Origin of the sequence: Vibrio qingdaonensis, assembly GCF_026191675.1 — a bacterium.
Lineage (GTDB): Bacteria > Pseudomonadota > Gammaproteobacteria > Enterobacterales > Vibrionaceae > Vibrio > Vibrio qingdaonensis.
The window spans coordinates 1-25,178 of the sequence record NZ_JAKRRY010000029.1 but is presented as its reverse complement, the minus strand read 5'-3'; the positions used below and the strand labels follow the sequence as shown (position 1 = coordinate 25,178).

21 protein-coding genes are annotated in these 25,178 nt (G+C 45.2%); 6 read left to right on the top strand and 15 right to left on the bottom strand.

Annotated elements, in window-relative coordinates; all coding sequences use genetic code 11:
* Positions 1-132 precede the first annotated feature (132 nt).
* The 3 genes from rpsI to zapE form a co-directional block, all read right to left on the bottom strand.
* Positions 133-525, bottom strand: coding sequence for a 30S ribosomal protein S9 (gene rpsI / locus MD535_RS18490; RefSeq protein ID WP_250617398.1), 393 nt, complete (start codon positions 523-525; stop codon positions 133-135).
* 15 nt (positions 526-540) lie between these two features.
* Complete coding sequence (gene rplM / locus MD535_RS18485) at positions 541-969, bottom strand: 50S ribosomal protein L13 (RefSeq protein WP_244358259.1); 429 nt, start codon at positions 967-969, stop codon at positions 541-543.
* Positions 970-1,182: 213 nt separating this feature from the next.
* Positions 1,183-2,286, bottom strand: coding sequence for a cell division protein ZapE (gene zapE, locus MD535_RS18480; protein ID WP_265676530.1), 1,104 nt, complete (start codon positions 2,284-2,286; stop codon positions 1,183-1,185).
* Between the two features lie 142 nt (positions 2,287-2,428).
* Here zapE and zapG point away from each other — a divergent pair, with 142 nt between their 5' ends.
* The 3 genes from zapG to degS all read left to right on the top strand — a co-directional run bounded on the left by zapG (position 2,429) and on the right by degS (position 5,674).
* Positions 2,429-2,884 (top strand): Z-ring associated protein ZapG, encoded by a 456-nt coding sequence (gene zapG, locus MD535_RS18475; RefSeq protein WP_265676528.1) that lies wholly within the window; start codon positions 2,429-2,431, stop codon positions 2,882-2,884.
* Positions 2,885-3,014: 130 nt separating this feature from the next.
* A complete protein-coding gene (locus MD535_RS18470) occupies positions 3,015-4,382 on the top strand; it encodes a Do family serine endopeptidase (protein ID WP_265676572.1) in 1,368 nt (455 codons plus the stop codon).
* Positions 4,383-4,609: 227 nt separating this feature from the next.
* On the top strand, positions 4,610-5,674 hold the full coding sequence (degS, locus tag MD535_RS18465) for an outer membrane-stress sensor serine endopeptidase DegS (protein WP_265676526.1): 1,065 nt from the start codon (positions 4,610-4,612) through the stop codon (positions 5,672-5,674).
* Positions 5,675-5,756: 82 nt separating this feature from the next.
* Here the strand turns inward: degS and parC are convergent, their stop codons facing one another.
* From parC to nudF, 6 genes are all read right to left on the bottom strand, one after another.
* Positions 5,757-8,036, bottom strand: coding sequence for a DNA topoisomerase IV subunit A (gene parC, locus MD535_RS18460; RefSeq protein WP_265676525.1), 2,280 nt, complete (start codon positions 8,034-8,036; stop codon positions 5,757-5,759).
* Between the two features lie 5 nt (positions 8,037-8,041).
* Entirely contained in the window at positions 8,042-9,922 is a 1,881-nt protein-coding gene (gene parE, locus MD535_RS18455; protein WP_265676524.1) for a DNA topoisomerase IV subunit B, read from the bottom strand.
* A gap of 229 nt (positions 9,923-10,151) precedes the next feature.
* The gene (gene yqiA, locus MD535_RS18450) at positions 10,152-10,739 is read right to left on the bottom strand and encodes an esterase YqiA (protein ID WP_265676523.1); all 588 of its coding nucleotides are present in this window, start codon (positions 10,737-10,739) and stop codon (positions 10,152-10,154) included.
* Positions 10,740-10,760: 21 nt separating this feature from the next.
* Positions 10,761-11,585: a 3',5'-cyclic-AMP phosphodiesterase gene (gene cpdA, locus MD535_RS18445; protein ID WP_265676522.1), complete on the bottom strand. Its 825-nt coding sequence runs from the start codon at positions 11,583-11,585 to the stop codon at positions 10,761-10,763.
* 29 nt (positions 11,586-11,614) lie between these two features.
* The gene (locus MD535_RS18440; protein WP_265676521.1) at positions 11,615-12,067 is read right to left on the bottom strand and encodes a DUF1249 family protein; all 453 of its coding nucleotides are present in this window, start codon (positions 12,065-12,067) and stop codon (positions 11,615-11,617) included.
* Positions 12,068-12,069: 2 nt separating this feature from the next.
* Positions 12,070-12,693 (bottom strand): ADP-ribose diphosphatase, encoded by a 624-nt coding sequence (nudF, locus tag MD535_RS18435; protein WP_265676520.1) that lies wholly within the window; start codon positions 12,691-12,693, stop codon positions 12,070-12,072.
* Positions 12,694-12,928: 235 nt separating this feature from the next.
* Between nudF and tolC the strand changes: the two genes are divergently transcribed.
* A complete protein-coding gene (gene tolC / locus MD535_RS18430) occupies positions 12,929-14,242 on the top strand; it encodes an outer membrane channel protein TolC (protein ID WP_265676519.1) in 1,314 nt (437 codons plus the stop codon).
* A 104-nt stretch (positions 14,243-14,346) separates the two neighbouring features.
* Here tolC and hldE read toward each other — a convergent pair whose 3' ends face one another.
* From hldE to MD535_RS18405, 5 genes are all read right to left on the bottom strand, one after another.
* Positions 14,347-15,777, bottom strand: a complete 1,431-nt coding sequence (hldE, locus tag MD535_RS18425; protein ID WP_265676518.1) for a bifunctional D-glycero-beta-D-manno-heptose-7-phosphate kinase/D-glycero-beta-D-manno-heptose 1-phosphate adenylyltransferase HldE — start codon at positions 15,775-15,777, stop codon at positions 14,347-14,349.
* Between the two features lie 174 nt (positions 15,778-15,951).
* Positions 15,952-18,801, bottom strand: coding sequence for a bifunctional [glutamate--ammonia ligase]-adenylyl-L-tyrosine phosphorylase/[glutamate--ammonia-ligase] adenylyltransferase (gene glnE, locus MD535_RS18420; protein ID WP_265676571.1), 2,850 nt, complete (start codon positions 18,799-18,801; stop codon positions 15,952-15,954).
* A 71-nt stretch (positions 18,802-18,872) separates the two neighbouring features.
* Positions 18,873-19,643, bottom strand: coding sequence for an ABC transporter permease (locus tag MD535_RS18415; RefSeq protein WP_265676517.1), 771 nt, complete (start codon positions 19,641-19,643; stop codon positions 18,873-18,875).
* 1 nt (position 19,644) lies between these two features.
* Positions 19,645-20,568 carry an ABC transporter ATP-binding protein gene (locus tag MD535_RS18410; RefSeq protein ID WP_265676516.1) on the bottom strand — a complete coding sequence of 308 codons (924 nt, stop codon included), beginning with the start codon at positions 20,566-20,568 and terminating at the stop codon, positions 19,645-19,647.
* Positions 20,569-20,770: 202 nt separating this feature from the next.
* Positions 20,771-22,438 (bottom strand): SulP family inorganic anion transporter, encoded by a 1,668-nt coding sequence (locus MD535_RS18405; protein ID WP_265676515.1) that lies wholly within the window; start codon positions 22,436-22,438, stop codon positions 20,771-20,773.
* Positions 22,439-22,673: 235 nt separating this feature from the next.
* Between MD535_RS18405 and can the strand changes: the two genes are divergently transcribed.
* Positions 22,674-23,333: a carbonate dehydratase gene (can, locus tag MD535_RS18400; protein ID WP_265676514.1), complete on the top strand. Its 660-nt coding sequence runs from the start codon at positions 22,674-22,676 to the stop codon at positions 23,331-23,333.
* Positions 23,334-23,421: 88 nt separating this feature from the next.
* On the opposite strand, the gene hpt is transcribed toward can, so the two are convergent.
* On the bottom strand, positions 23,422-23,952 hold the full coding sequence (hpt, locus tag MD535_RS18395) for a hypoxanthine phosphoribosyltransferase (RefSeq protein ID WP_250617381.1): 531 nt from the start codon (positions 23,950-23,952) through the stop codon (positions 23,422-23,424).
* A 518-nt stretch (positions 23,953-24,470) separates the two neighbouring features.
* Here hpt and MD535_RS18390 point away from each other — a divergent pair.
* On the top strand, positions 24,471-25,091 hold the full coding sequence (locus tag MD535_RS18390; RefSeq protein WP_265676513.1) for a LuxR/HapR/OpaR family quorum-sensing transcriptional regulator: 621 nt from the start codon (positions 24,471-24,473) through the stop codon (positions 25,089-25,091).
* Positions 25,092-25,178 lie beyond the last annotated feature (87 nt).

The following is a 25,178-nucleotide window of genomic DNA, read 5'->3' as shown; positions in this document are numbered from 1 at the left end:
TCTATTAGGGGGAGTTGATGAATCTAGAGGATTTATACCGGACTGAAAAAACAAAAAGCCCAGCCGAGAGGCTGAGCTTTTGGACCACAAACCAGTATAAACTGGAGCGTAGATTTTTCGAAGAACGAAAAATTAACGCTTTGAGAATTGTGGCTTACGACGTGCTTTACGTAGACCAACTTTCTTACGCTCAACGCAACGAGCGTCACGCGTAACATAGCCAGCTGCACGTAGAGCAGGACGTAGAGTTTCGTCGTATTCCATAAGCGCGCGAGTGATACCGTGACGGATTGCACCAGCTTGACCAGAAATACCGCCACCTTTAACAGTAACGAATAGATCTAGCTTCTCAGTTAGTTCAGTAAGCTCAAGAGGCTGACGAACTACCATGCAAGAAGTTTCGCGACCGAAGTAAACTTCTAGTTCACGCTTGTTGATTACGATGTTGCCAGTGCCTGGTTTAATAAAAACGCGAGCAGCTGAGCTTTTGCGACGACCAGTGCCGTAGTATTGATTCTCTGCCATTTCTGATATCCCCAATTAGATGTCTAGTACTTGTGGTTGTTGAGCAGCATGATTGTGCTCAGCGCCAGCGTAAACTTTTAGCTTACGGTACATAGCACGGCCTAGAGGACCACGTGGTAGCATACCTTTAACAGCTAGTTCGATTACCATTTCTGGCTTCTTGTCGATCAACTTTTCAAAAGTGATAGACTTAAGACCACCTGGGAACTCAGTGTGACGGTAATACACTTTACCTTTAGCCTTGTTACCAGTTACAGTAACTTTCTCAGCGTTAACAACGATGATGTAATCACCAGTGTCTACGTGAGGAGTGTATTCAGCTTTATGCTTACCACGAAGACGAGATGCGATCTCACTTGCGATACGGCCAAGAGTTTTGCCTTCTGCGTCTACAACATACCAGTCACGTTTTACAGTTTCTGGTTTAGCAACGAAAGTTTTCATGCTAATAATTACCTATTAAAAAAATTTACACTTAAGGAACAAACTGTTCCCACTGTCTAAGAGTCCCATTCATCACCCCTTCGAGTGTTGGAAACACTTGGCATAGTTAGACTTTCGTCATAACTAGAGGCTCGCAGTAACGGTAGGTCGCAGGATTATAGAGAAGCTAGAGGAAAAAATCACCTATTTTTTAGACAAAATAGGTAAAAACCCTTACGCCAAGTGCTCAGAGGCTAAATAATCATGACTTTGCATTTCTGTTAGGCGAGAAATACAACGTTTAAACTCAAACTCTAGCTGCCCTGTTGTATAAATTGCCTCTAATTCGACTTCCGCAGAAATAATCAATTTCACTCGGCGCTCATAAAATTCATCCACCAGCGCAATAAACCGTCTCGCAGCATCATCAAGCTTGCTGTCCATCTGTTTCACATCCGCCAGTAATACGGTGTGATAAAGCCGAGACATCTCAATGTAGTCATTTTGGCTGCGCATGGTTTGACACAATTGTTCAAAAGTCGCGAACAAAACATCGTCCACCGACGCGATAACAGAAATATCCCGATGATTAATATCGATTGAAGTGTCTGGTTGCCGCGTTTCCATTACCAACTGCTTAAAATAACGATGAAGATTTTCATTCGCTGAGTTATCCAGTGGATAATGGTAAATTTCGGCTTGCTCTAAGGTTCTCAATCGGTAGTCGATACCACTATCAACATTCAGTATGTGGCAATGTTTTTGAATCAAGGCAATCGTAGGTAAGAACCGCGCACGTTGCAGGCCATTACGATATAAATTTTCAGGTGGGATGTTTGATGTCGCAACCAACACGACGCCTCTATTAAATAGCGCCTGCATTAAAGAAGACAAAATCATTGCATCGGTAATGTCAGAGACATAAAACTCATCAAAACAGATAATGTTGGCTTCAGCATGAAAAATATCAGCCACACTCTCAAGCGGATTCTCAATATCCCCTAATTTCTTCAGCTCATCATGGACTCGATACATAAAGCGATGAAAGTGAACGCGCATTTTTTTTTCAGAAGGCAAACTATCAAAGAACGCATCCATTAAATACGTTTTCCCTCGCCCAACGCCCCCCCAAAAATACAGCCCTTGTGGGGCAATCGCTTCCTCTGGTGACTTGCCTAATAATTTTTGCATCATCGTCAGCGCTGGCGCTTCAAAATTCAGATAATCGATGAACTCATGATGAAGGCGGTCTAATGCTTCCACCGCCTGATGCTGAGCGGCATCGCGTTGAAAACCATTTGTTTCAATATCATTATTATACTTTTCTATCGGCGTCATGGATAACTCGCAGCACAGATCCAACAACCATAAATGGTGTATTTTGCTTTATTGGTAAGAACTCTCATAGTACCATGACAGAACAACGTGTGTAACCATCAGGTAACGCACATGTTAATAAACAATAATTAAGGAAGCTGCTATGCCTTGGATTTACGCCGTTGTCGGTCTGCTTGTGGGCGCTATTTTAGGAATTGTGATTTCTCGCCTCACTACCCCACAGTACAAAAAACAAAAAACCATACAAAAAGATCTCGAATCTGCAAAATTTGCTTTAGAACAACAACGTCAAGAGTTATCTGACCATTTTGCTCAAAGCGCAGAAATGCTAGATACGCTAGGCAAAGATTACACCAAGCTCTATCAACATATGGCAAAAACCTCAGCCGAGTTGCTGCCTAACTTGCCAGAGCAAGACAATCCATTTGTTAAAAAAGTCGCGGAGCACAACGTAGAGTCAGCGGTAGACTCAGATATTGATGAGCAACCAAAAGACTATGCCAATGGCGCAACTGGTTTGTTGAGAGGAGAGCAAAAGCAAGTGATTGAGTCACCAGAGCTTGTCGCCAGCGAACCTGTCACGGCAAAAGCGTCTTAAATTCTCAACAAGCAAGTACGACAGATTCACTCAACCTGTTGAGTGAATCTGATATCACCTCCCCATTTCGAATGAACTTTATCCCAATTGCCTAGTCATAACTTTTACTAAACCTTAGAGGAGTTTTATGATGAAGAAGCCAACGCTTGCCTTAACTGTTCTGTCGTTAAGCTTGAGTGCCATCATCACACCCATGTCAGTCTCAGCAGCATTACCCCTTGCGGTCAACGGCGAACAACTTCCAAGCCTTGCGCCTATGCTAGAGACGGTGACACCCGCGGTTGTCAGTATTGCCGTTGAAGGCACTCAGGTCTCTAAACAGCAATATCCAGAGCAATTTAAATTCTTCTTCGGTCCAGACTTTCCAACAGAACAACTGCAAGAGCGACCTTTCCGCGGCTTGGGGTCTGGGGTTGTTATTAACGCTAAGAAGGGCTACATCGTAACCAACTATCACGTTATCAATGGCGCAGAAGAAATACGTATTAAATTGCAAGACGGGCGCGAATACGATGCTGAACTGGTTGGCGGCGATGAAATGTCAGATGTCGCCTTACTCAAACTTGATAATGTCAAAAATCTGACCGAGATAAAACTCGCCGACTCGGACGCACTCCGTGTGGGGGATTTTACTGTTGCCATCGGCAACCCGTTTGGCTTAGGACAAACCGTCACATCTGGCATCGTCTCGGCTCTAGGGCGCAGCGGTCTCAATTTAGAAAATTTTGAAAACTTCATTCAAACCGACGCAGCAATCAATAGCGGTAATTCAGGCGGTGCACTGGTTAACCTTAAAGGTGAGCTCATTGGTATCAATACCGCGATTTTGGGTCCTAATGGTGGCAATGTGGGTATTGGTTTTGCTATTCCATCGAATATGATGAATAACCTAACCGAACAAATTATTGAGTTTGGTGAAGTGAAACGTGGCATGTTAGGCGTGCAAGGTGGCGAAGTCACGTCTGAGTTGGCTGAAGCGCTGGGTTATGATTCCAGCAAAGGCGCCTTTGTTAGCCAAGTCATGCCTGACAGTGCAGCGGAAAAAGGCGGACTTAAGGCCGGCGATATTATCGTCTCTGTCAATGGTAAAAAAATCACTACCTTTAGCGAATTGCGAGCAAAAGTCGCCACACTAGGTGCTGGTAAGACTATCGAACTCGGACTTGTCCGAGACGGTAAAACAATGACGACCCAAGCAACGTTAACGGAAGGGGCGAAGAGCATCACGAAAGCCGACAAACTACATGAAGGTTTAACAGGCGCTGAATTTGCCAATACAGAGAAAAGCGACAACGTCGATGGTGTAAAAGTCACCTCCGTAGTTGAAGGCTCGCCTGCTGCCCAATATGAACTTAAACAAGGCGACATCATCATGGGTGTGAACCGCCAGCGTGTTAAGAATGTGGGTGAGCTTCGTAAAATACTCGAAGCAAAGCCAGGCGTTCTCGCGCTAAATATTCAACGAGATGACCGCACTATTTATCTTGTTGTACGGTAACATGACACACTTTATGTAAATTCTTAGTGAAAGGGCAGCCGGACGTGACTGCCCTTTTTTATTATTTGCTCACAAAGTGATATGCTTTGCTCGCAAGCTGTTGCTCAAAAAAGTATTTAGTCCCATGGTCATTGGTTTCGTTATCGAACCATTCCCTACTATGCTAGCTTCAGTGATTGTTATTTTGTCCAATAGACCACCCACACCGGTATCCATTAGAGAGAGCAATGCTGAACTTTTTATTACGATCTGTATCAATGGGGCTGATTACGGCTCTGTTAGTCTTAATTGCCGTTCCGTCGCTAAGACCTACGATCATCTCAGAGCAGTTTGACGCAACGCCGACGCAAGATGCTTCATTGCAAGTCTCTTTTAATCAAGCGGTACGTAAAGCGGCACCAGCCGTCGTTAACATCTATAGCCGGCAATATAAAGAAAGCGACCGCACAACACTGTCCACACAAGGCCTGGGTTCTGGTGTCATCGTGAGCGAAAAAGGCTATATCATCACTAACTACCATGTGGTCGCCAATGCCGATCAAATCATTGTCGCACTGCAAGATGGTCGTGTTGCTGCTGCGCAACTGGTGGGTAAAGATCAGCGCACTGATATCGCCATATTACGTGTAGAAGGCTCAGATCTCCCGGTCATTCCTCTCAACCCAAACTACAGCCCTAAAGTCGGTGATGTCGTCTTGGCAATTGGCAACCCTTATAACTTGGGACAAACCACAACGTTTGGCATTATTTCCGCCACTGGCCGTTCATCTATTAGTGCCGGAGGTATTCAAGCCTTTATTCAAACCGATGCCGCTATCAATCAAGGTAACTCTGGTGGTGCTTTAGTCAATACCCAAGGTGAGCTTGTCGGCATCAATACCGCGTCATTCCAACAAGCTACTGACTTAGAAACCTATGGCATTTCCTTTGCTATCCCGTATAAGCTTGCCAGTAAGATAATGGAGAAAATCATTGCTGATGGTCGAGTGATTCGCGGCTATATCGGCATTGATGGGCAAGATATCAATTCCGTCACGGCTCGCCTATTAGGCAATGAGCACATTGGTGGCATCATTGTTCTCGGACTGGACCCACAAGGACCCGCTGCGAAAGGCGGCATTGAAGTTCAAGATATTATCCTGACGATTAACGGTAAGAAGTTAAATGGTAGACAGGGCGTATTAGACCTCGTCACAGACTTAAGACCAGGAACCACTGTCGACGTTACCTTATTGAGAGACGGTAAAGAGATGACACTACCTGTGACCGTTGCTGAAGATAGCCGCGAATAGACCTCATAACGCATAAAAACCGCCGATAAAAAAATGCCGCTGATTTCTCAGCGGCATTTTTGTTTATAGCGAACGAAACAAATTATTCATCAACTGTTTCACTATCAAATGACACAGAGCCCTCTACGTCAATTCGAGTGACACGCTGTAGACCTCTTGGTAGAAGTCCACCGCGACGACCCCGCTCACCTCTAAAGTTTTCCAAGTCTGCAGGTTTGAGACCTAACTTACGCTTACCCGCATAAAGCGTCACTGACGCACCTTGAGGTAATGCCATCAGGTGAGAAACAAACTCTTCTCTCGATTTGGCTTTAGCAGACGGGATATTGATGATCTTATTGCCCTTACCTTTGCCTAATTGTGGCAAGTCTTTTATCGGGAACAACAACATTCTTCCCTGATTGGTAATCGCCATGATTTCATCGGAATCTAAGTCGCCCACCATACTTGGCGTCATCACTTCAGCAGCTTGTGGTAAGGTCACCAGAGCTTTACCGCTTCGGTTCTTCGACAGAAGATCAGAGCCTTTACAAACAAAACCATAACCTGCATCAGAACCAATCAACCACAACTGCGATTCTTCACCCATGATGACTTGGCGAATACTCGTACCCGCATTGATATTAAGGCGCCCAGTAATTGGTTCACCTTGGCTTCGCGCAGAAGGCAATGAATGCGATTCAAGTGAATAACTGCGTCCATCGTTTCCTAGGAATACCGCTGGTTGACTACTTTTGCCGCGCGCGGCTGCAAGGTAGTTATCACCGGATTTATAGTTTAGCCCTGATGGATCAACATCATGACCTTTCGCATGACGAATCCAACCTTTCTCCGATAGAACCACGGTGATCGGCTCACTAGGAACAAGATCACGCTCTGTCATCGCTTTCGCTTCTGCTCGCTCAACTAATGGCGAGCGACGATCATCACCGTATTTCTCCGCATCTGCTTGAATTTCTTTTTTCAGCAAAGTATTCATGCGACGCTCAGAGCCCAGTAAGCTTTCTAGCTTTTGGCGCTCTTTTTCAAGCTCATCTTGTTCACCGCGGATTTTCATCTCTTCCAGCTTCGCAAGGTGACGAAGCTTGGTATCTAAGATCGCATCAGCTTGAATGTCGGTGATACCAAAACGCGCCATTAAAACGGCTTTAGGTTCATCTTCAGTACGAATAATCTCAATCACTTCATCAAGGTTGAGATACGCAATCAGCAAACCTTCCAAGATGTGCAAGCGAGCTAAGATCTTATCAAGACGATACTGCAAGCGTTTACGAACCGTTTCACGGCGGTAAGCAATCCACTCTGATAAAATGGTAACGAGCCCTTTCACCTGTGGACGATTATTCAAACCGATCATGTTGAGGTTAACGCGGAAGTTCTTCTCAAGATCTGTTGAAGCAAACAAGTGATTCATCAACTGATCGCAATCAATACGATTAGAGCGTGGCACGATCACAATGCGAGTCGGGTTTTCATGATCCGATTCATCACGAAGATCATCCACCATAGGCAGCTTTTTCGCACGCATCTGGTTGGCAATCTGCTCTAGCAACTTGGCACCAGAGACCTGATGAGGTAGCGCGGTGATAACAATATCTGCGCCTTCTTTATGCCAAACCGCACGCATTTTCACACTACCGCGTCCAGTACGATAGATCTTTTCTAAGTCCGTCTGCGGGGAAATAATTTCCGCTTCTGTTGGGTAATCAGGCCCTTTGACATACGCCATGACATCCGACAATTCCGCCTTTGGATTATCAATTAAGTGCACGGTTGCATCCGCAACCTCACGGACGTTATGAGGCGGGATATCCGTTGCCATACCCACCGCAATACCCGTAATTCCGTTTAGTAGAATATGAGGTAAGCGCGCAGGAAGAATCTTCGGCTCTTTCATCGTGCCGTCAAAGTTTGGTTGCCACTCAACCGTACCTAGACCGACTTCGCTCAGTAATACTTCAGCAAACTTAGACAATTTCGCTTCGGTATAACGCATCGCAGCAAACGATTTAGGATCATCAGGTGCACCCCAGTTTCCTTGACCGTCTACTAACGGGTAGCGATAAGAAAACGGCTGTGCCATCAATACCATGGCTTCATAACACGCAGAATCACCGTGCGGGTGGTACTTACCCAGTACATCACCAACGGTACGTGCGGATTTCTTATATTTGGCCGCTGATGATAAACCCAGCTCAGACATGGCGTAAATAATACGACGCTGTACCGGCTTAAGGCCGTCACCAATATAAGGCAATGCACGATCCATAATCACGTACATTGAGTAATTTAAATAGGCATCTTCGGTGAACTTGCGCATTGGCAGCTGTTCAACGCCATCAAAAGATATTTCAGTCGACATTATCGTTATACCTCGGCCATGTCGCCGTTACTTTGCAGCCAGCTACGGCGGTCATCCGCTCGTTTTTTACCTAGCAGCATATCCATCATTTCATCGGTTGCACTGTCATCGTCAATCGTCAGTTGCACCAAGCGGCGAGTATTCGGATCCATCGTCGTTTCGCGAAGTTGTAATGGGTTCATTTCACCCAGACCTTTAAATCGCTGTACGTTGATCTTCGCTTTCTTTTTACTCAATCGCTCTAAAATGCCATCTTTTTCGTCATCATCTAGGGCATAAAAGACTTCTTTACCACAGTCGATTCGATAAAGTGGTGGCATGGCAACATACACGTGCCCCGCCGAGACTAGTCCTCTGAAGTGCTTGGTAAACAGGGCACATAGTAGGGTTGCAATGTGTAGCCCATCCGAGTCCGCATCGGCAAGAATGCACACTTTACCGTAGCGCAGAGCACTCAAATCATCATTATCAGGGTCAATCCCCAGCGCAACCGAGATATCGTGCACCTCTTGAGAGGCCAACACTTGGTCCGTCGACACTTCCCAAGTATTCAGAATTTTACCTCGTAGTGGCATCACGGCTTGAAATTCACGATCTCGAGCTTGTTTCGCTGAGCCTCCAGCAGAGTCCCCTTCCACAAAGAAAATTTCTGTGCGGTTCAGATCTTGCTGTGAACAATCGGTCAATTTACCAGGTAGAGCTGGGCCCGACGCGACCTTCTTACGCACGACTTTTTTACTCGCACGCATGCGTCGATGAGCATTAGCAATACATACTTCAGCGAGTTGCTCTGCCAACTGGGGCTTTTCATTCAACCACAGACTAAAAGCATCTTTCACAACGCCAGAAACAAAAGCTGCACACTGACGTGACGATAAGCGTTCTTTGGTTTGCCCAGCAAACTGAGGATCTTGCATTTTCACGGACAAGACATACGAGCAGCGATCAAACACATCATCGCCCGTTAACTTAACACCACGTGGCAGCAAGTTTCGGAACTCACAAAACTCACGCATGGCATCAAGAAGCCCCTGACGTAAGCCGTTAACATGCGTGCCACCTTGAGCGGTAGGAATCAAGTTAACATAGCTTTCGGTGATCATTTCGCCGCCTTCAGGCTGCCAAATTAGCGCCCAAGTCGCCGCTTCTGTCTCTGCAGAAAACTCACCAGTAAAAGGGACTTCTGGTAAAACGGTATAGCCTTTCACCCCTTCAGCAAGGTAATCTTTCAGACCATCTTCGTAATGCCATTTATGATCTTTTCCGTTCACTTTGTCGCTAAAGGTGATTTCCAACCCAGGACATAGTACGGCTTTAGCACGCAGGTTATTTACCAAGCGAGTAACGGAGAAGTTGCCGGAATCAAAGTAGCTCGTATCAGGCCAGAAGTGAACACTGGTCCCTTTATTACGACGCCCGCAAGTCCCCGTTACTGTCAGCTCTTCAACCTTGTTGCCGTGCTCAAACGCCATTTCATAGACTTGACCATCACGGCGAACGGTGACTTCAACACGTTTCGATAACGCGTTGACCACAGAGATACCGACTCCATGCAAACCACCAGAAAACTGGTAGTTTTTATTAGAAAACTTGCCACCAGCATGCAACTTGCAAAAAATCAGTTCAACACCCGACACTTTTTCTTCTGGGTGGATATCTACGGGCATACCTCGACCATCATCAATCACTTCTAAAGATTGATCGGCGTGGAGAATTACTTGCACTTTCGAGGCATGTCCGGCTAGCGCTTCATCGACACTGTTATCGATAACTTCTTGGCCCAAATGGTTTGGACGCGCTGTATCCGTATACATCCCTGGTCGGCGACGTACTGGCTCAAGACCATTGAGAACCTCAATGGCTCCAGCATTATATTGTTCTGTCATAATACGGAAATTTTACTCAAATAAAGATTGATACTTAGCAGCAAAAAGAGAGTCGATGATGCATTGCACCATCGGCCTTCATTTGACTCGTAACCAACAAGTCTTAAGGCACACGCGTAAGTACAGACACATCATAGTCTGGCTCAAAGGAAGTGTTGTCAAGTTTCGCACCAAAGTTGGGGGGAAATTTATGACTCCCTCCTCAGCTACACGCTTATTAGTGAAAAAGCTACAACTCTAAGAAGTGGATAATTTGCTCTGGATAACGCTCAAAATTAACAAAACTATGATCGCCACCTGCTTCCACTGTTTGCTTTGAGTTCGAATACTTAGCGACAGCTTGACGGTAGTCCAATACCTCATCGTCTTCTTGTTGCAACAACCAGAAATCACGAGGTGAATGAATGACCACTACGTCTAACGCTTTCAATTCATCGATATGGCGAGATTCTAATGTGTATCGCTCATAAGTATAAGGATTTTCTTGCTCACCAAGAAAATCCACTAACAACTCATAAGGTTTAACCGCTGGATTAATCAACACGGCTTTAAAACCATACTGCGCATTTAGCCACGTCGACAAATAACCACCTAATGAACTACCAATTAAGCCAATTCGATGCGTCTTTTCATAGCGATGTATAACATCAGTCAAATACCTAGCAGCTTGCTTAGGGAAGCTCGGCATTTGCGGAGCCACAACCGTAATATCAGGGCGATGCTCCTGACAAAACTGCTGCATGACACGCGCTTTATGTGATTGAGGTGAGCTGTTAAAACCATGAATGTAGAGCAATAGCGACGGCTTTTTATCCATTAGTAACCCTCAGCATTAAAATCAGTAACCTTCAGCATTAAAGTCGGGACGAAATGCGCCGTGTGGTAAACGTTTAACGATGGTGTCTAGCTGACCATCACTAAAGAGCTCCAGCTCTCGCCATCCTGGCGACAAGATATCCAAAGAGAATTCATTGGAGTTGGGCTTAAACTGAACGCATGTTGACGGTGTTGCTAATACCCTTACACCATGGTGCATTAAATCAAGTTCTTGGTGGATATGACCACATAACACAGCACGCACATTGTCATGTTTATCGGCAATATCCCAAAACTCTTGTGAATCCTTTAGTGAATGCTGGTCAAGCCAAGCACTGTTCACCAGTATTGGATGATGATGGAGCAACACCAACGTATGTCGATCATGGTGTTCACTGAGTTTTCTATCCAAATACTCCAGCTGACTGTCACTTAATCGACCATGGGGTACACCCACCACTTGAGAGTCCAGCAACACTATTTGCCAATGCTCGCCCAGCAACTTATGCGTTGCGGTTTGTATCAGAGGTGAATCCAATACACTGTTCATACTGGGTTTGAAATCGTGATTACCCGGCAACCAAAAACAAGGGAGGTTAAGCGGCACAATGCCGTCAACAAACTTTCGATAAGATGACTCTGTATGGTCTTGAGAGATATCGCCCGTTGCCAATAATGCATCAAAATGCGTGCCTTGCTGGCACACTTCAGACACAACAGCTTTGAAGCTGTCGTGGGTGTTCACACTCAGTAAGCAGCCATCCTGAGGCGCAAATAGATGCGTGTCGGTCAATTGCAGTAACCTGACGGCACTAGACTGAGATTCACCACTGGGTGTTGTTTTCAAAATAATAAGACCTGAATATCTACTATTGTTTAACTTCGATACATAATCGGAGCTCGACTAATTCCATTTTTTAGACAAAACGTCAGCCAATCACTAAGAAACTGATTAAACTGAAACTTTTCATCTTTCTGAAGCATTTTAGTATTGGGGTAATCATACCTTGCTTTCACTCTAGCGGTTTGCTCACAATGACAAACTTCGGCAACTTTTGCGTCATGGTAGAGCCTTACTACCATTTTAGGCAAAGGGAAAACAGGAAGCTCATCATCTTGGCAAATTTCGACCAATGTTGTGTACTTGGTCACTTCTATAATCTCCAGCTGGTAAGTTAATGACCCAGCTTGATAACAGCGCACATCCCCCACAATGGGATCCGTCGGGATCAATCGATTTAATTTGGCGTAATTAGTCTCATAGACTCGCATGAGCTCTGCAAGATCAACATGATACGCTTTACCATCGATGTGACGTGTTGTTGCCATGTTTACCACTCTTGCTGTAGCTGACGATAATTCAATTCAAGCCATTGCAGCGCAATAATAGATGCGCCGTTCTCAATTTCACCACTGGCTATCATTTGATACGCCTTTTGTCGTGAAACAACCTTTACGCGAATGTCTTCACCTTCGCTTTTTAATCCGTGAATACCACTCGCTGTCGAGGCATCAACTTGACCCGCAAAGACTTCAATTTTTTCCGAACAACCACCTGATGATGGATAGTAAGCGGTGATACGCGTGAGTTTATTCACCTCAACACCTGCTTCTTCGACCGCTTCTCGCTGCACAAGTTCTTCAACAGACTCTTGTTTATCAACAATTCCAGCGATAATTTCGGTTTGCCAAGGTGAAGAATGTTCAAGAGCACCCACTCGAATCTGTTCTATGAGTACGACTTCATCGCGCTTGGCATCATAAGGCAGCAATGCCGCCGCGCCGCCACGAACCAACATTTCTCGTTGAATTTCAGGACTCCAACCGCCGTCAAAAAGGCGATGCTTAAATCGATACAACACCATTTCAAAAAAACCTTTAAACACCGTTTGTTTCGAGATTATTTCGACGTCTTGTGATGTATATTTAGGCAACGGTTGTTCTGAACCTTCCATGACGACCCCCAATAAAAATGAATCTTACAGTTTACTCAACGATTAGCCCAACTACCAACGACCAGCTTCAACTTTTTACGTAATAATTCAAAAAACATTGGGTTTTGGTTAATTTATTGTCGCATTTTTGCAGGTTGTAGCGTAAAAATTTGCAAAGTTTCGAGTAAATTACGCTCGTTTTAAGTTAAACTGTGAATCATACCTCTTATTCAGTATTCAGGCAGGATTAGGACAAATGAAAAAACTGCTTCCACTATTCATCACAGCTGCATTAGGAAGCGTAAGTGCAGCGACATGGGCCGACTCTTTAACCGAAGTCTATGATCAAGCTAAACAGAACGATCCTCAACTACTGCGTTCAGCGGCTGAGCGAGATCGTGCATTTGAAGCCATCAACTCTGCTCGAAGCACCTTACTACCGCAAATTAACCTCACTGCTGGCTACAACGCAGTTCGTAGTGATGTAGACACCGCAGACAGCGATAAACTCAACGCCGGTATTGGTTTCTCTCAAGAACTCTACAACCGCGCAAGTTGGATCACGCTTGATACGGCGGAAAAAAATGCTCGTCAATCTGATTCACTTTATGCCGCTGCCCAGCAAAACTTAATCCTACGTACGGCCCAAGCGTACTTTGAAGTGTTACGTTCTAAAGACAGTCTAGAGTTTGTCAAAGCGAATAAAGCGGCGGTGGCTCGTCAATTAGAGCAAACCAAGCAACGTTTTGAAGTCGGTCTTTCCGCGATTACCGATGTTCATGATGCGCAAGCGCAATATGACCGAGTGTTGGCTGATGAAGTCGTGGCTGAAAACGACTTATTAAATAAGTACGAAGGTCTACGTGAAATCACCGGACAAGAGCACACTAATATCGATGAGCTAGATACGGATCGTTTCTCTGCTCAGCGCCCGACCAATTCGGTTGATTTCTTCATTGAAGAAGCACAAAGCAAAAACCTTGATTTGCTATCGGCTCGTATCGGACAAGACATCGCTAAAGACAACATTACACTAGCAAGCTCTGGTCACCTTCCTAAGCTAACGCTTGATGGTGGTTACAACTACGGCAACGAGCGTAATAGCAACAACGTCGCAAGCGCATTTGATGGTAGTAACTCTTTCAATGCTGGTATCAACCTATCTGTACCTTTGTATAGCGGTGGCAACATTACGTCACAAACTAAACAAGCAGAGTACGCTTATGTGGCAGCAAGTGAGCAGCTAGAGCAAACTTACCGCTCGGTTGTGAAAAATGTTCGCGCTAACAATAACAACATTAACTCGTCCATTGGTGCTATCCGCGCTTACGAGCAAACGGTTATTTCTGCGCAATCAGCACTAGAAGCAACCAAAGCCGGTTTTGATGTGGGCACTCGTACTATTGTCGATGTACTAGAAGCAACGCAATCTGTGTTCGACGCAGGTCGTAACCTCTCTGATGCTCGTTACGATTACATCGTCAGCATCTTGAACCTACGCCAATCCGTCGGTACGTTAAGCGAGCAAGATATTATTGATATCAATGCTGGTCTTAAGCGAACAAACTAATTGATTGAAAAATAAATCGGTTGAAGAACAAATCAGTTGAAGAACAAAGGGACGCCATGGCGTCCCTTTTTAATTACAGCGTTCTCTCGTGCTATAGAAAGGGATTAACCCTGACCACCCTTGATCGCTTCGATAATTTCCGTCGTTGAGCAACCATCTTCAAAGTTAAGCACTTTCACTTCGCCACCAGCCGCAATCACTTCGGTTCCGCCAGCGATCTCTTCAGGTTTATAATCGCCGCCTTTAACCAATAAACTCGGCAATACTTCAGCAATTAAACGCTGCGGTGTTTCTTCCGAGAACGGGACAACCCAATCTACCGCACCCAATCCCGCAAGAACGGCCATACGACGATCCGTTGGATTCACAGGGCGACCCGGTCCTTTCAGCGCTCGCACTGATTCGTCGGTGTTCACCGCGACGATTAATCGGTCACCTAGCTCGGCTGCGTGGTTTAAATAAGACACGTGACCGGCATGAAGAATGTCGAAACAGCCATTTGTCATGACCACTTTCTCGCCTTTTGAGCGCGCTTTTTTCACCGCTTCAATCAAAGCCGACTCGCTGATCACGCCATAATCCGTATCCTGACTACCGTGTACCGCTTCAGCTAGCTCAATAGTAGAAAGTGTTGACGTTCCTAGCTTACCCACTACGACACCAGCCGCTGCATTGGCGAGCGCACACGCTTCATCGAGCGGCTTACCTGCTGCAACAGAGGCAGCTAATACCGAGATAACCGTATCTCCAGCACCCGTCACATCAAAGACTTCTTTGGCTTGAGTAGGCAGGTGGAATGGTGCTTCACCACGGCGAAGTAGCGTCATACCATGCTCACTGCGCGTGACAAGTAGCGCTTCAAAGTCAAACTCTTCAATTAACGCGCAGCCTTTTTCTACTAGCTCTTCTTCGTTTTTGACTTTGCCAACAACCGTTTCGAATTCAAGCATATTTGGCGTCAGTAATGTGGCACCACGGTAGCGTTCAAAGTCCGCACCTTTCGGGTCGATAAAGACTGGCACTCCTGCTGACTTAGCTTGTTGAATGTAGGCTTGAACGTGCTCTAGCGCCCCTTTAGCATAATCAGACAGCACCACCGCTTTTACATTAGGCAACGCATTCTGCATTCTTGTCAGCACTAGCTCTGGGTTGGTATTTTCAAATTTATCTTCAAAATCCAAACGGATTAATTGCTGTCCACGGCTAAGTACACGCAGCTTAGTAATGGTTGGGTAGTTCTCTAACTCTACAAAGTCACATTTTACCTTCAAAGACGTCAGTGTATCGGTGAGTACTTTTGCTGGTTCATCTTGTCCGACTAAGCCAATAGTATGGGCGTGGCCACCTAAAGATGCGATGTTCATCGCTACGTTTGCAGCGCCGCCGGGACGTTCTTCATTATTTTCGACTTTAACCACAGGTACTGGAGCTTCAGGAGATATGCGCCCGGTTGGACCATACCAGTATCTGTCCAACATAACATCACCAACAATCAGTACGCCTGAATCGCTGTAATCAGGTAGGATGGGTTTCATTTCTTACTCCAAATAACGACCGCGGCAAGCTACCTCACCACGTTAAATTGTTTTGTATGCGTAATCCCTGACGCATCACTCATGCTCGATTCACAACCGATAGTAGGAACAAGCGTCAGGTTAAAGCTTTGAAAAGATAGTAGCACAACTCCTACTGCCGACACCAAATTCGCGTTACGAGATCATCCACTGTTTCCAAGCTTTAATCACCGCTTCACGCTCAGCAAGAAGCTTGTCCTCGGCGACATCCGCATCCAAATTTAACAGATTACGATGATGAATTTCATCTCGCAGCGTCGTATAGGCTCGAATCAACGTCATTGCCTGCTCTTCTTCCATCACCCCTTGCTTAAGCATGGTTTCAAAGATACGGACATTGTCCGACCAACGAGTCAGCTTTGGTTTATCATGACTAAAACGTAGCACTAAGTACTGAGCCAAGAACTCGATGTCAGTGATCCCGCCGGGATCTTGCTTGAGCATAAACCGTCCCGCTTTCTTTCCTCCAAGATGCGTTCGCATCTTTTCACGCATCTCAACGACTTTGGGTTTCAGTTCCGATTCTTCTCGCGCTTTCGTTAACACATCAACTCGAGTGTTATTGAATGCCTGCTGCAAATCAGCATCGCCATAGATCAAGCGAGTCCGGACTAAAGCTTGATGCTCCCATGTCCATGCATCATTGTGTTGATACTCATCAAAAGCATCGGTCGGGCTGACCAGCAAACCAGACACGCCTGAAGGACGCAGTCGCGTATCCACTTCATATAAAATTCCTGACGCGGTACGCGTTGAAAAAATATGAATGATGCGCTGCGCTAAACGTAGGTAAAACTGGCGACCATCCAGCTCTTTTTTTCCATCGGTGTATACATTAACCGGGCAGTCATGCATAAAGACAATATCCAGATCCGAGTTATAGCCCAACTCCCAGCCACCCACTTTGCCGTAGCCAATCACAGCAAAACCTTTACTGCCACGATCTTTAATGTGCGTCGGTTCACCAAACTTTTCGGCCATTTGCTGCCAAGCTTGATTCACACCAGCTTCAACGATCGCTTCAGCCAAATACGTTAAGTGATCACTCACCTTCATTACTGGTAACACACCCGCAATGTCTGCCGCGGCAATACGTAAAATACAAGTTTGCTTAAACTGACGCAGCGCTTCCATTTGCTGCTCCATATCCTCTTCTGGAATACGGGCAAGGTAGTCGCGCAACTCTGTTTTATACGACTCTAATGGCACAGGGTTATAAAGGTGGGAAGGATCTAACAGCTCATCCAGCAAGATCGGATAACGACCTAACTGCTCGGAAATCATTGGACTGGCGGTACATAACCGCACCAGCTGGACTAGTGCGGCTGGGTGCTCATCGAGCAACTCAAGATACGTTGTTCTGGTCACAATGCGGTGCAACACATACAACACTCGAGACAAGCCAAATTCCGCGTCCTTATGAGCATAAATCGCATTGAACACTTTCGGCATGAGGCGGTTTAACACTTCTCGGCCACGCGGCCCCAACGTCTTTTTTGCTAGATCTTTTTTAAACTGGCAGATAATGGTTCGCTTTTGTTCTGCCTCTGCAAGGTTCAAATCATGCTCAAGGATATGCTCAACCACTTCAGCATCATGAGCCATGTCCCATAATTCATGAAAGTGTTTTTGTATTGGATTAGGTTCTTCTTCATCGTCTTCACCAATCAAATCACCAAATACGCAATGCACGTTGAGCATATGCTGTGAGGTTGCCTCTAACATCAACTCCCACGAATCAAACCCCATCACAAAGGCCAATTTGATCTGATCATCTTCCTTTTCAGGCAGCGTTTGGGTCTGCTTATCGCCCATGGCTTGCAGTAAGTTTTCTTGGCGGCGCAAAAAGCAGTACGCCTCTCGCAGGTGCGTCACTTCTCTTTGTTCTAGTAATTTCAGCGTTTCAATGGCATCAAGTGTTTCAAGTAAACCTCTGCCTCGTAAACTCGGTTCGCGTCCACCACGAATCAGCTGGAAAACTTGGGCAATAAATTCAACTTCTCGAATGCCACCGGGACCAAGTTTGATATTGTTAGCTAGGCCTCGGCGTCTCACTTCACTGCTGATCATCGACTTCATTCGGCGCAGAGACTGAATCGCGCTAAAATCGATATAACGGCGGAAAACAAACGGGCGCAACATTTGGCGCAGCTCTTGGTACTCTGGGTACATCTCCCGCCCCATGACTCGCGCTTTGATCATGGCATAGCGTTCCCAATCACGACCTTGCTCTTGATAATAATCCTCAAGTGCCGCGTAGCTCATCACTAATGGTCCACTTTCACCAAATGGTCGAAGTCTCATGTCAACGCGATAGCAAAAACCATCAAAAGTTTGCTGATCAAGCGCTTTAATAATGCGCTGTCCTAGGCGAGTAAAAAACTGCGCATTGGCAATAGAGCGTCTTGCGCCCTGTGTTTCACCGTTTTCTGGATAAGTAAAAATCAGGTCAATATCTGAAGAAAAATTCAGCTCACCACCACCGAGTTTACCCATACCAATGATCAACATCGGCTGAGCTTCACCTTCTGCGTTACAAGGCGTGCCCCATTCTTGACAGCAAGCCTGATATTGCCAATTGTAGGTTTCAAATATCATCGCTTCAGCAAGCATAGACAAGTGATGCAGGCTTTCCTCAAGCGACCAATCCCCCACCATGTCACGCCAAGCAATATAGGTCATCTCACGGTTACGAAACCGTCGCAATACCCTGTGACCATCGGTTTCTATGCTGCATTCCGATAAATAAGCATGTAAGTGGTCACGATAAGACTCCGCGCGCTCGCCATGCTCGAGCATCTCAGGAAGCTGCTGGAACAGTGTCTCGTCTTTCAGCAGTGCCTCTTCCACAAACTCACTGACTGACAATACCCGTTGCAATTGCTCATATCGAACAGGCGTCCAATGAGAAATATCTGTATAGCGCTCTTTAATTCGCTCAATAGACTGTTGAGCATGGTGTTGTAATGGTGCTGGCAGTTGCATTCGTCGTCCTTGTCTCGACTCAAAAACAAAAATGGTGGCTAATGCCACCATTTTACTTGTCACGTTGACGCCTAGCTTCTCAGGCCAATGCCTTTTGTCACTAGATGATGTGCTACCCCATAAAGTACCACGATAAACACCAATAGTACGCTAAATGAGGTCACAATCCCGACATCCGAAACACCTAAAAATCCATAGCGGAAGGCGTTAACCATATAAACAATCGGATTGATTTTTGATACGCCCTGCCAAAACTCAGGCAACAAGCTGATGGAATAAAATACCCCACCTAGATAGGTAAGCGGTGTCAAAATAAACGTTGGGATTATAGAAATATCATCGAAGGTTTTTGCGAACACGGCATTAATCAAACCGCCTAAAGCAAACACCACCGATGTCAAAAATACCGTCGCGATAATAATGCCCCAGTGCTGCACTTGCAGATCGACAAAAAACAGGGAAACAAAGGTGACAATAGTGCCGACCAACAGACCGCGCACAACACCGCCCATCACGAACCCTGCGATTATCACATAGTTAGGCACCGGTGCTACTAACAACTCTTCAATATTTTTCTGGAACTTAGCGCTGAAAAAAGAAGAAGCCACATTGGAATAAGAGTTGGTGATCACCGACATCATAATCAGGCCTGGAACAATATATTCCATATAGCTAAACCCGTTCATTTCGCCAATTCGAGAGCCAATGAGGCTACCAAAAATAATGAAGTACAAGGTCATAGTGATAGCTGGCGGTACGAGTGTTTGTACCCATATACGTGTGAAACGGTTAATTTCTTTCGTGAGTAAGCTCTTAAATGCGGTCCAATAAATTGAATACATATTATTGCTCTCCTTGCTTTGGCTGGCGAACAATAGACACAAACAACTCTTCCAATCGGTTGGCTTTATTTCTCATGGACAACACTTTGATATCAGCTCGACTGAGTTGCTCAAATACATGATTAAGCCCTTGTGTCTTATCTAGCTCGATTTCCAAAGAGCCATTGACGACTTGCTGTGAGTTTACACCCGACAACTCTGGGATCGTTTGGTTGGTCTCAATATCGAGCACAAATGTCTCGACATGAAGCTTATTCAATAATGACTTCATGGAAGTATTTTCAATCAACTCACCACGTTGAATGATCCCGATATTACGACACAACAACTCCGCTTCTTCTAAGTAGTGAGTCGTTAAAATAATCGTAATACCTTGTTTATTAATTTCTTTAAGAAAGTCCCACATAGAGCGACGTAACTCAATGTCGACACCCGCAGTCGGCTCATCAAGAATAAGCAGCTTAGGTTCATGCATTAATGCTCGAGCTATCATCAGACGTCGTTTCATGCCGCCTGATAAATTCCTTGCGCGCTCTTCACGTTTTTCCCATAAATCTAACTGAGTCAGGTACTTTTCGGCACGCTGCTTTGCCACATCACGCGGCACTCCGTAATATCCCGCTTGCTGTAAGACGATTTGTTGCACGGTCTCAAACGGATTAAAGTTGAATTCCTGCGGCACTAACCCGAGTTGCTGCTTTGCCAATTCCAGCTGTTCATCAATGTCATGGCCGAAGACTTTTACCTTGCCCGAGGTTTTATTCACCAAAGAAGTGATGATACCAATCGTGGTCGATTTTCCTGCCCCATTTGGGCCAAGCAAGGCATAAAAGTCGCCCTTTTCAACCGTCAGAGTCACCCCTTTCAGCGCTTCAAAGCCGCCGGCATAGGTTTTACGTAACTGTTCTATCTCTAATGCGTACATGTTGTGCACCAATTGTGGTCAGATACTATAATTGGTCGTCAAATAGTTATAATTTGATACTTCCGATTATATCGAATAATAAATAACACCAGTAAACACTGTACCACTCAACATGATGTCGCTTTGGGCTATTTTCAATAGTAAAAGCGACATCATGATTAAATTCCCGCTATTTATTGCACTTATCTGCGATAGAGCTCTGCTACATCGTTAATTGAATGTCTTGTTCAAGTTGATTTGAAGCGGCGCTTAACGCTAATTCACGCGACGGGTACATATTAGTGTTTGGCACTAAATCTAGGATGTGGAATTTTTCAAGCTGCTGTTGGGTCTGCGCATTCGGACACAATAAATACACCTGGCAATGCGCATCCAATGCATCTTTAATGGCGTTCTCCAACGCCAAACCAACCGTCACATCGATCATCGGTACGTCCGTTAAATCGAGGATCATCGCCTCGTAATCGGCAATGCTAGAATGCTGTCTAGAGATCGCTTTGGAGACACTAAATATCATGGGTCCTGACAGATAAAAGAACAATATTTTACCATTGGCCTGATCAAGCAATCGTCGTTCATTGGGCGTCAGCGGTACATCGTCCTCATCGGCATCACTAATCGCCTTAACTTGACGTGCCTGTTCACGGCTTAAACGCTCAATAATGATGATATTAGAAATGAATACCCCTAACCCGACCGCGACAATAAGATCGACAAATACCGTTAATAACATCACCCCATACATGACGGCCATACCTTGAATGCTGACCTTATGGGCGCGCTGAATAAAGCTCCAATCTAAGATATTAAAGCCTACGAATACCGCAATACCCGCTAATACCGCCATCGGGATCGGTTCTGTTAGTCCACCCGCAACCAATACTACAAGCGCCAACACGAATGCACGAACTACCCCAGATAATGGCGAACGCGCCCCAACTTGAATATTGGTGACGGTTCCCATTGTTGCACCTGCACCAGGTAAGGCGCCAAAGAGCCCCGCGACTAAGTTCGCGAGCCCTTGTCCACGTAACTCTTTGTCCGAATCGTGCTCTTTCCTGGTCAATGAGTCGCCAATGACGGCCGTCAACAAGGTGTCAATGCACCCAAGTGTGCCGAGCACTAATGCATCAATCACCATCGTCGTCAGCATATCGGCGTTGATATGTGGCAGCACGATACTTGGCAGTCCTGCGGGAATTTCACCGATTCGACGAATGCTGTCCATATCAAAAAACAGCACCGACAATAGCGTCACGGCCACCAGAGCAACCAGTTGCGGTGGTACGTATTTTTGATACGACTTAGGGAATAAAAACAAAATAGCCAGCGTCAATAGACCTAAGAAAAGCTCAGCGATATCCATATTACTGAGAATATCCGGCACTGCTTGCAGCGTTCCAACGACGCCTCCAGCGGGTGCTGCCTGCCCCAATAGTGGCGCAAACTGAAGAATAATAAGAATGACCCCAATTCCAGACATAAAACCAGAGACGACACTGTAAGGCATTAGCGTCACATACTTACCCAGTTTAAGCGTGCCTAATAGAATCTGAAATGCACCTGCCATCATCACCACAGTAAACGTCATGGCGAGCCCGGTTTCAGGGTACTTAGCCATCATACTGGTGAGAACGGCGGTCATAATTACCGTCATAGGACCGGTTGGCTCAGAAATGAGTGTTGAAGAGCCACCAAATAGTGAAGCAAATAACCCCACCATGATTGCCCCCCACAGCCCTGCTTCAGCACCAGCTCCTGATGCAACACCAAATGCTAACGCCAAAGGAAGGGAGATAATCGCGGTAGTGACACCACCAAAAAGGTCGCCTTTGAGGCTTATTTCACGAAAACGATGTGTTAACTGCATATCCATCCTTGTTCAATCACTCGAAAACCGCCGTACGATAGCAAATGTAATAGTGTATGAAGAAGTGTTAGTGGTTAATTCAATTGTTATATCTCATATACAAAATGTTACTTTGTGTATAAGTGGTTGATTTTAGCGACATGAAGACGTCAGATGAGTGCTTTTTGACGTAATTTTTACGGGATTCAAATTGTAACATTGTGTATAGTAATTCGAATCAATTAAGGGAATAACCATGCCAGAAATCAAACAACTCTTTGAAAATAACTCAAAGTGGTCAGAGCAAATAAAAGCAGAGCGCCCAGCGTATTTTGCCAAACTGGAAGAAGGTCAGAACCCGGGCTTTCTTTGGATCGGTTGTTCAGATAGTCGCGTCCCCGCAGAGCGCCTCACCGGCCTTTATTCTGGCGAACTGTTTGTACACCGCAACGTTGCTAACCAGGTCATTCATACTGACCTTAACTGTCTCTCTGTGGTGCAATACGCCGTAGACGTATTGAAAGTCAAACATATCATTGTTTGTGGCCACTATGGCTGCGGTGGTGTAAATGCCGCGATTGACAACCCACAACTTGGTCTTATCAACAACTGGCTACTGCATATCCGTGATTTATACCTTAAGCACAGAAACTGGCTTGGTGAACTTCCTCGTGAAATGTGGGGCGACAAGCTTTGTGAAATCAATGTGGCTGAGCAAGTGTACAACTTAGGTAACTCTACCGTGATGCAAAATGCTTGGGAACGCGGACAAGAGACCGAAATCCACGGCGTGGTATACGGTATTGGCGATGGCAAGTTGCAAGATCTTGGTGTGCGCTGCTCAAGCCGTGAAACTCTCGAAGTAAACTACCAAGCTGCCATGGCAAAAATTTTAAATAGCGGAATACTGAAGTAAAGCATACGGCAAGTACTCGAACGATCGTCCCCCCTCTGCACTAGAATAAAAATCGCCCACTCTTAACTAGAAGAAGCGGGCGTTTTTATTATTCCTGAGGAACAACTTTACCAATGTAAGGCAGGTGGCGATACTTCTGTGCGTAATCAATACCCACACCGACCACAAACTCATCTGGAATGCCAAAGCCAATCCACTTAACATCAACAGGGACCTCACGGCGAGAAGGCTTATCCAACAACGTACAAATCTGGATAGACTTAGGTTCACGCAATGACAAAATTTCTTTCACCTTAGTTAAGGTATTACCAGTATCAATAATATCTTCAACCAATAAGACATCTTTACCTTTGATGTCGTCATCAAGATCTTTCAAGATACGAACATCACGAGAGCTTTCCATGGTGTTGCCGTAGCTAGACGCGGTCATGAAGTCCACTGAGTGTGTAATATCAATCGCACGGGCTAAATCAGCCATAAATACAAATGAGCCTCTTAACAGGCCAACCATGACCAAATCTTCGCTGCCTTTATAATGCTCAGTAATTTCTTTACCCAAGACTTGAACGCGGTCATGCACTTCTTTCTCGGAAATCATCACTTCAATAGTATGTTTCATATCGATCTCGATTATTGTGGTGTACTCAAACGATGCGATTCTAACCGCTTTGAACTCAGCAAAATCAAACCCTAGGAGCAGAATAAAATGAACTCCACTCTGAAGCAGAGGAGCCTCTCTTAAAGTGGCGGTATGGTAACACTTTCTGTGTTTCGATAAAAATAGCACTCATCCTGATACGACAAACACACGACTGGTCTAAACCAGCCGTGTGTCTTGTTAACGTAACCTGTTGAAAAACTGTTACACTTTCAATAAAAGTGTGATGTGCAGGTAAATACCCACTAATTATCATAATTATCAGTGAATGGGCATTGACCAAATGATATATGCACCATTACACTTATCACTCAATAGAAAAAGCTAAGCAGTATATTTCCAAAATGGAAAAGTGGTTGATTCATGATGCGTAGTCGTCATGCCAAACGACCATCCCAGCATAGGGGCCACTGACTCGGCACAATAATCTGAGCATTTTTAACGTCATATGCTCATACAACGTTGGCAAGGAAAATCAAATGGACTCAATCGTTAAAAGACCAAGAACTCGCCTATCTCCTCAGAAGCGTAAACTGCAGTTGATGGAAATAGCCTTAGAAGTATTTGCAAAACGCGGCATCGGCCGTGGCGGACACGCTGATATTGCAGAAATTGCTCAAGTCTCTGTCGCCACTGTCTTCAATTACTTCCCAACCCGAGAGGATCTTGTCGATGAGGTGCTCAATCACGTCGTCTGTCAATACTCTAACTTCTTATCTAACACCATCGACCTTGATAGTGATATTAAAGACAACCTGACGAACATCTTAGATAAAGTAGTCGATATGGTGATGGAAGATTGTCATTGGAATAAAGTATGGTTCGAATGGAGTACATCTACTCGCGAAGAAGTTTGGCCTTTGTTTATTTCTTCTAACAAGACCAGCCAAGCATTGATTGAAAATATGTTCATCAAAGCGGTTGAGCGCGGTGAAGTGTGCCCACACCATGATCCGAAACATCTTACTAGTTTGTTCCATGGCATTTGTTATTCACTGTTCATTGAAGCTAACCGTAATACGGATAGTGACGGCATTAAGTCTTTAACAGATTGCTATATGGACATGGTATGTATCTATAAAAACGAAGCGAATCACTAGCCTTCGCTCGTTAAATCGTCGCCTAAGCATTATTCAGACATAACGTCTCACGATAAACGTTTAGGCATAAAAAAACCGCTCAGATGA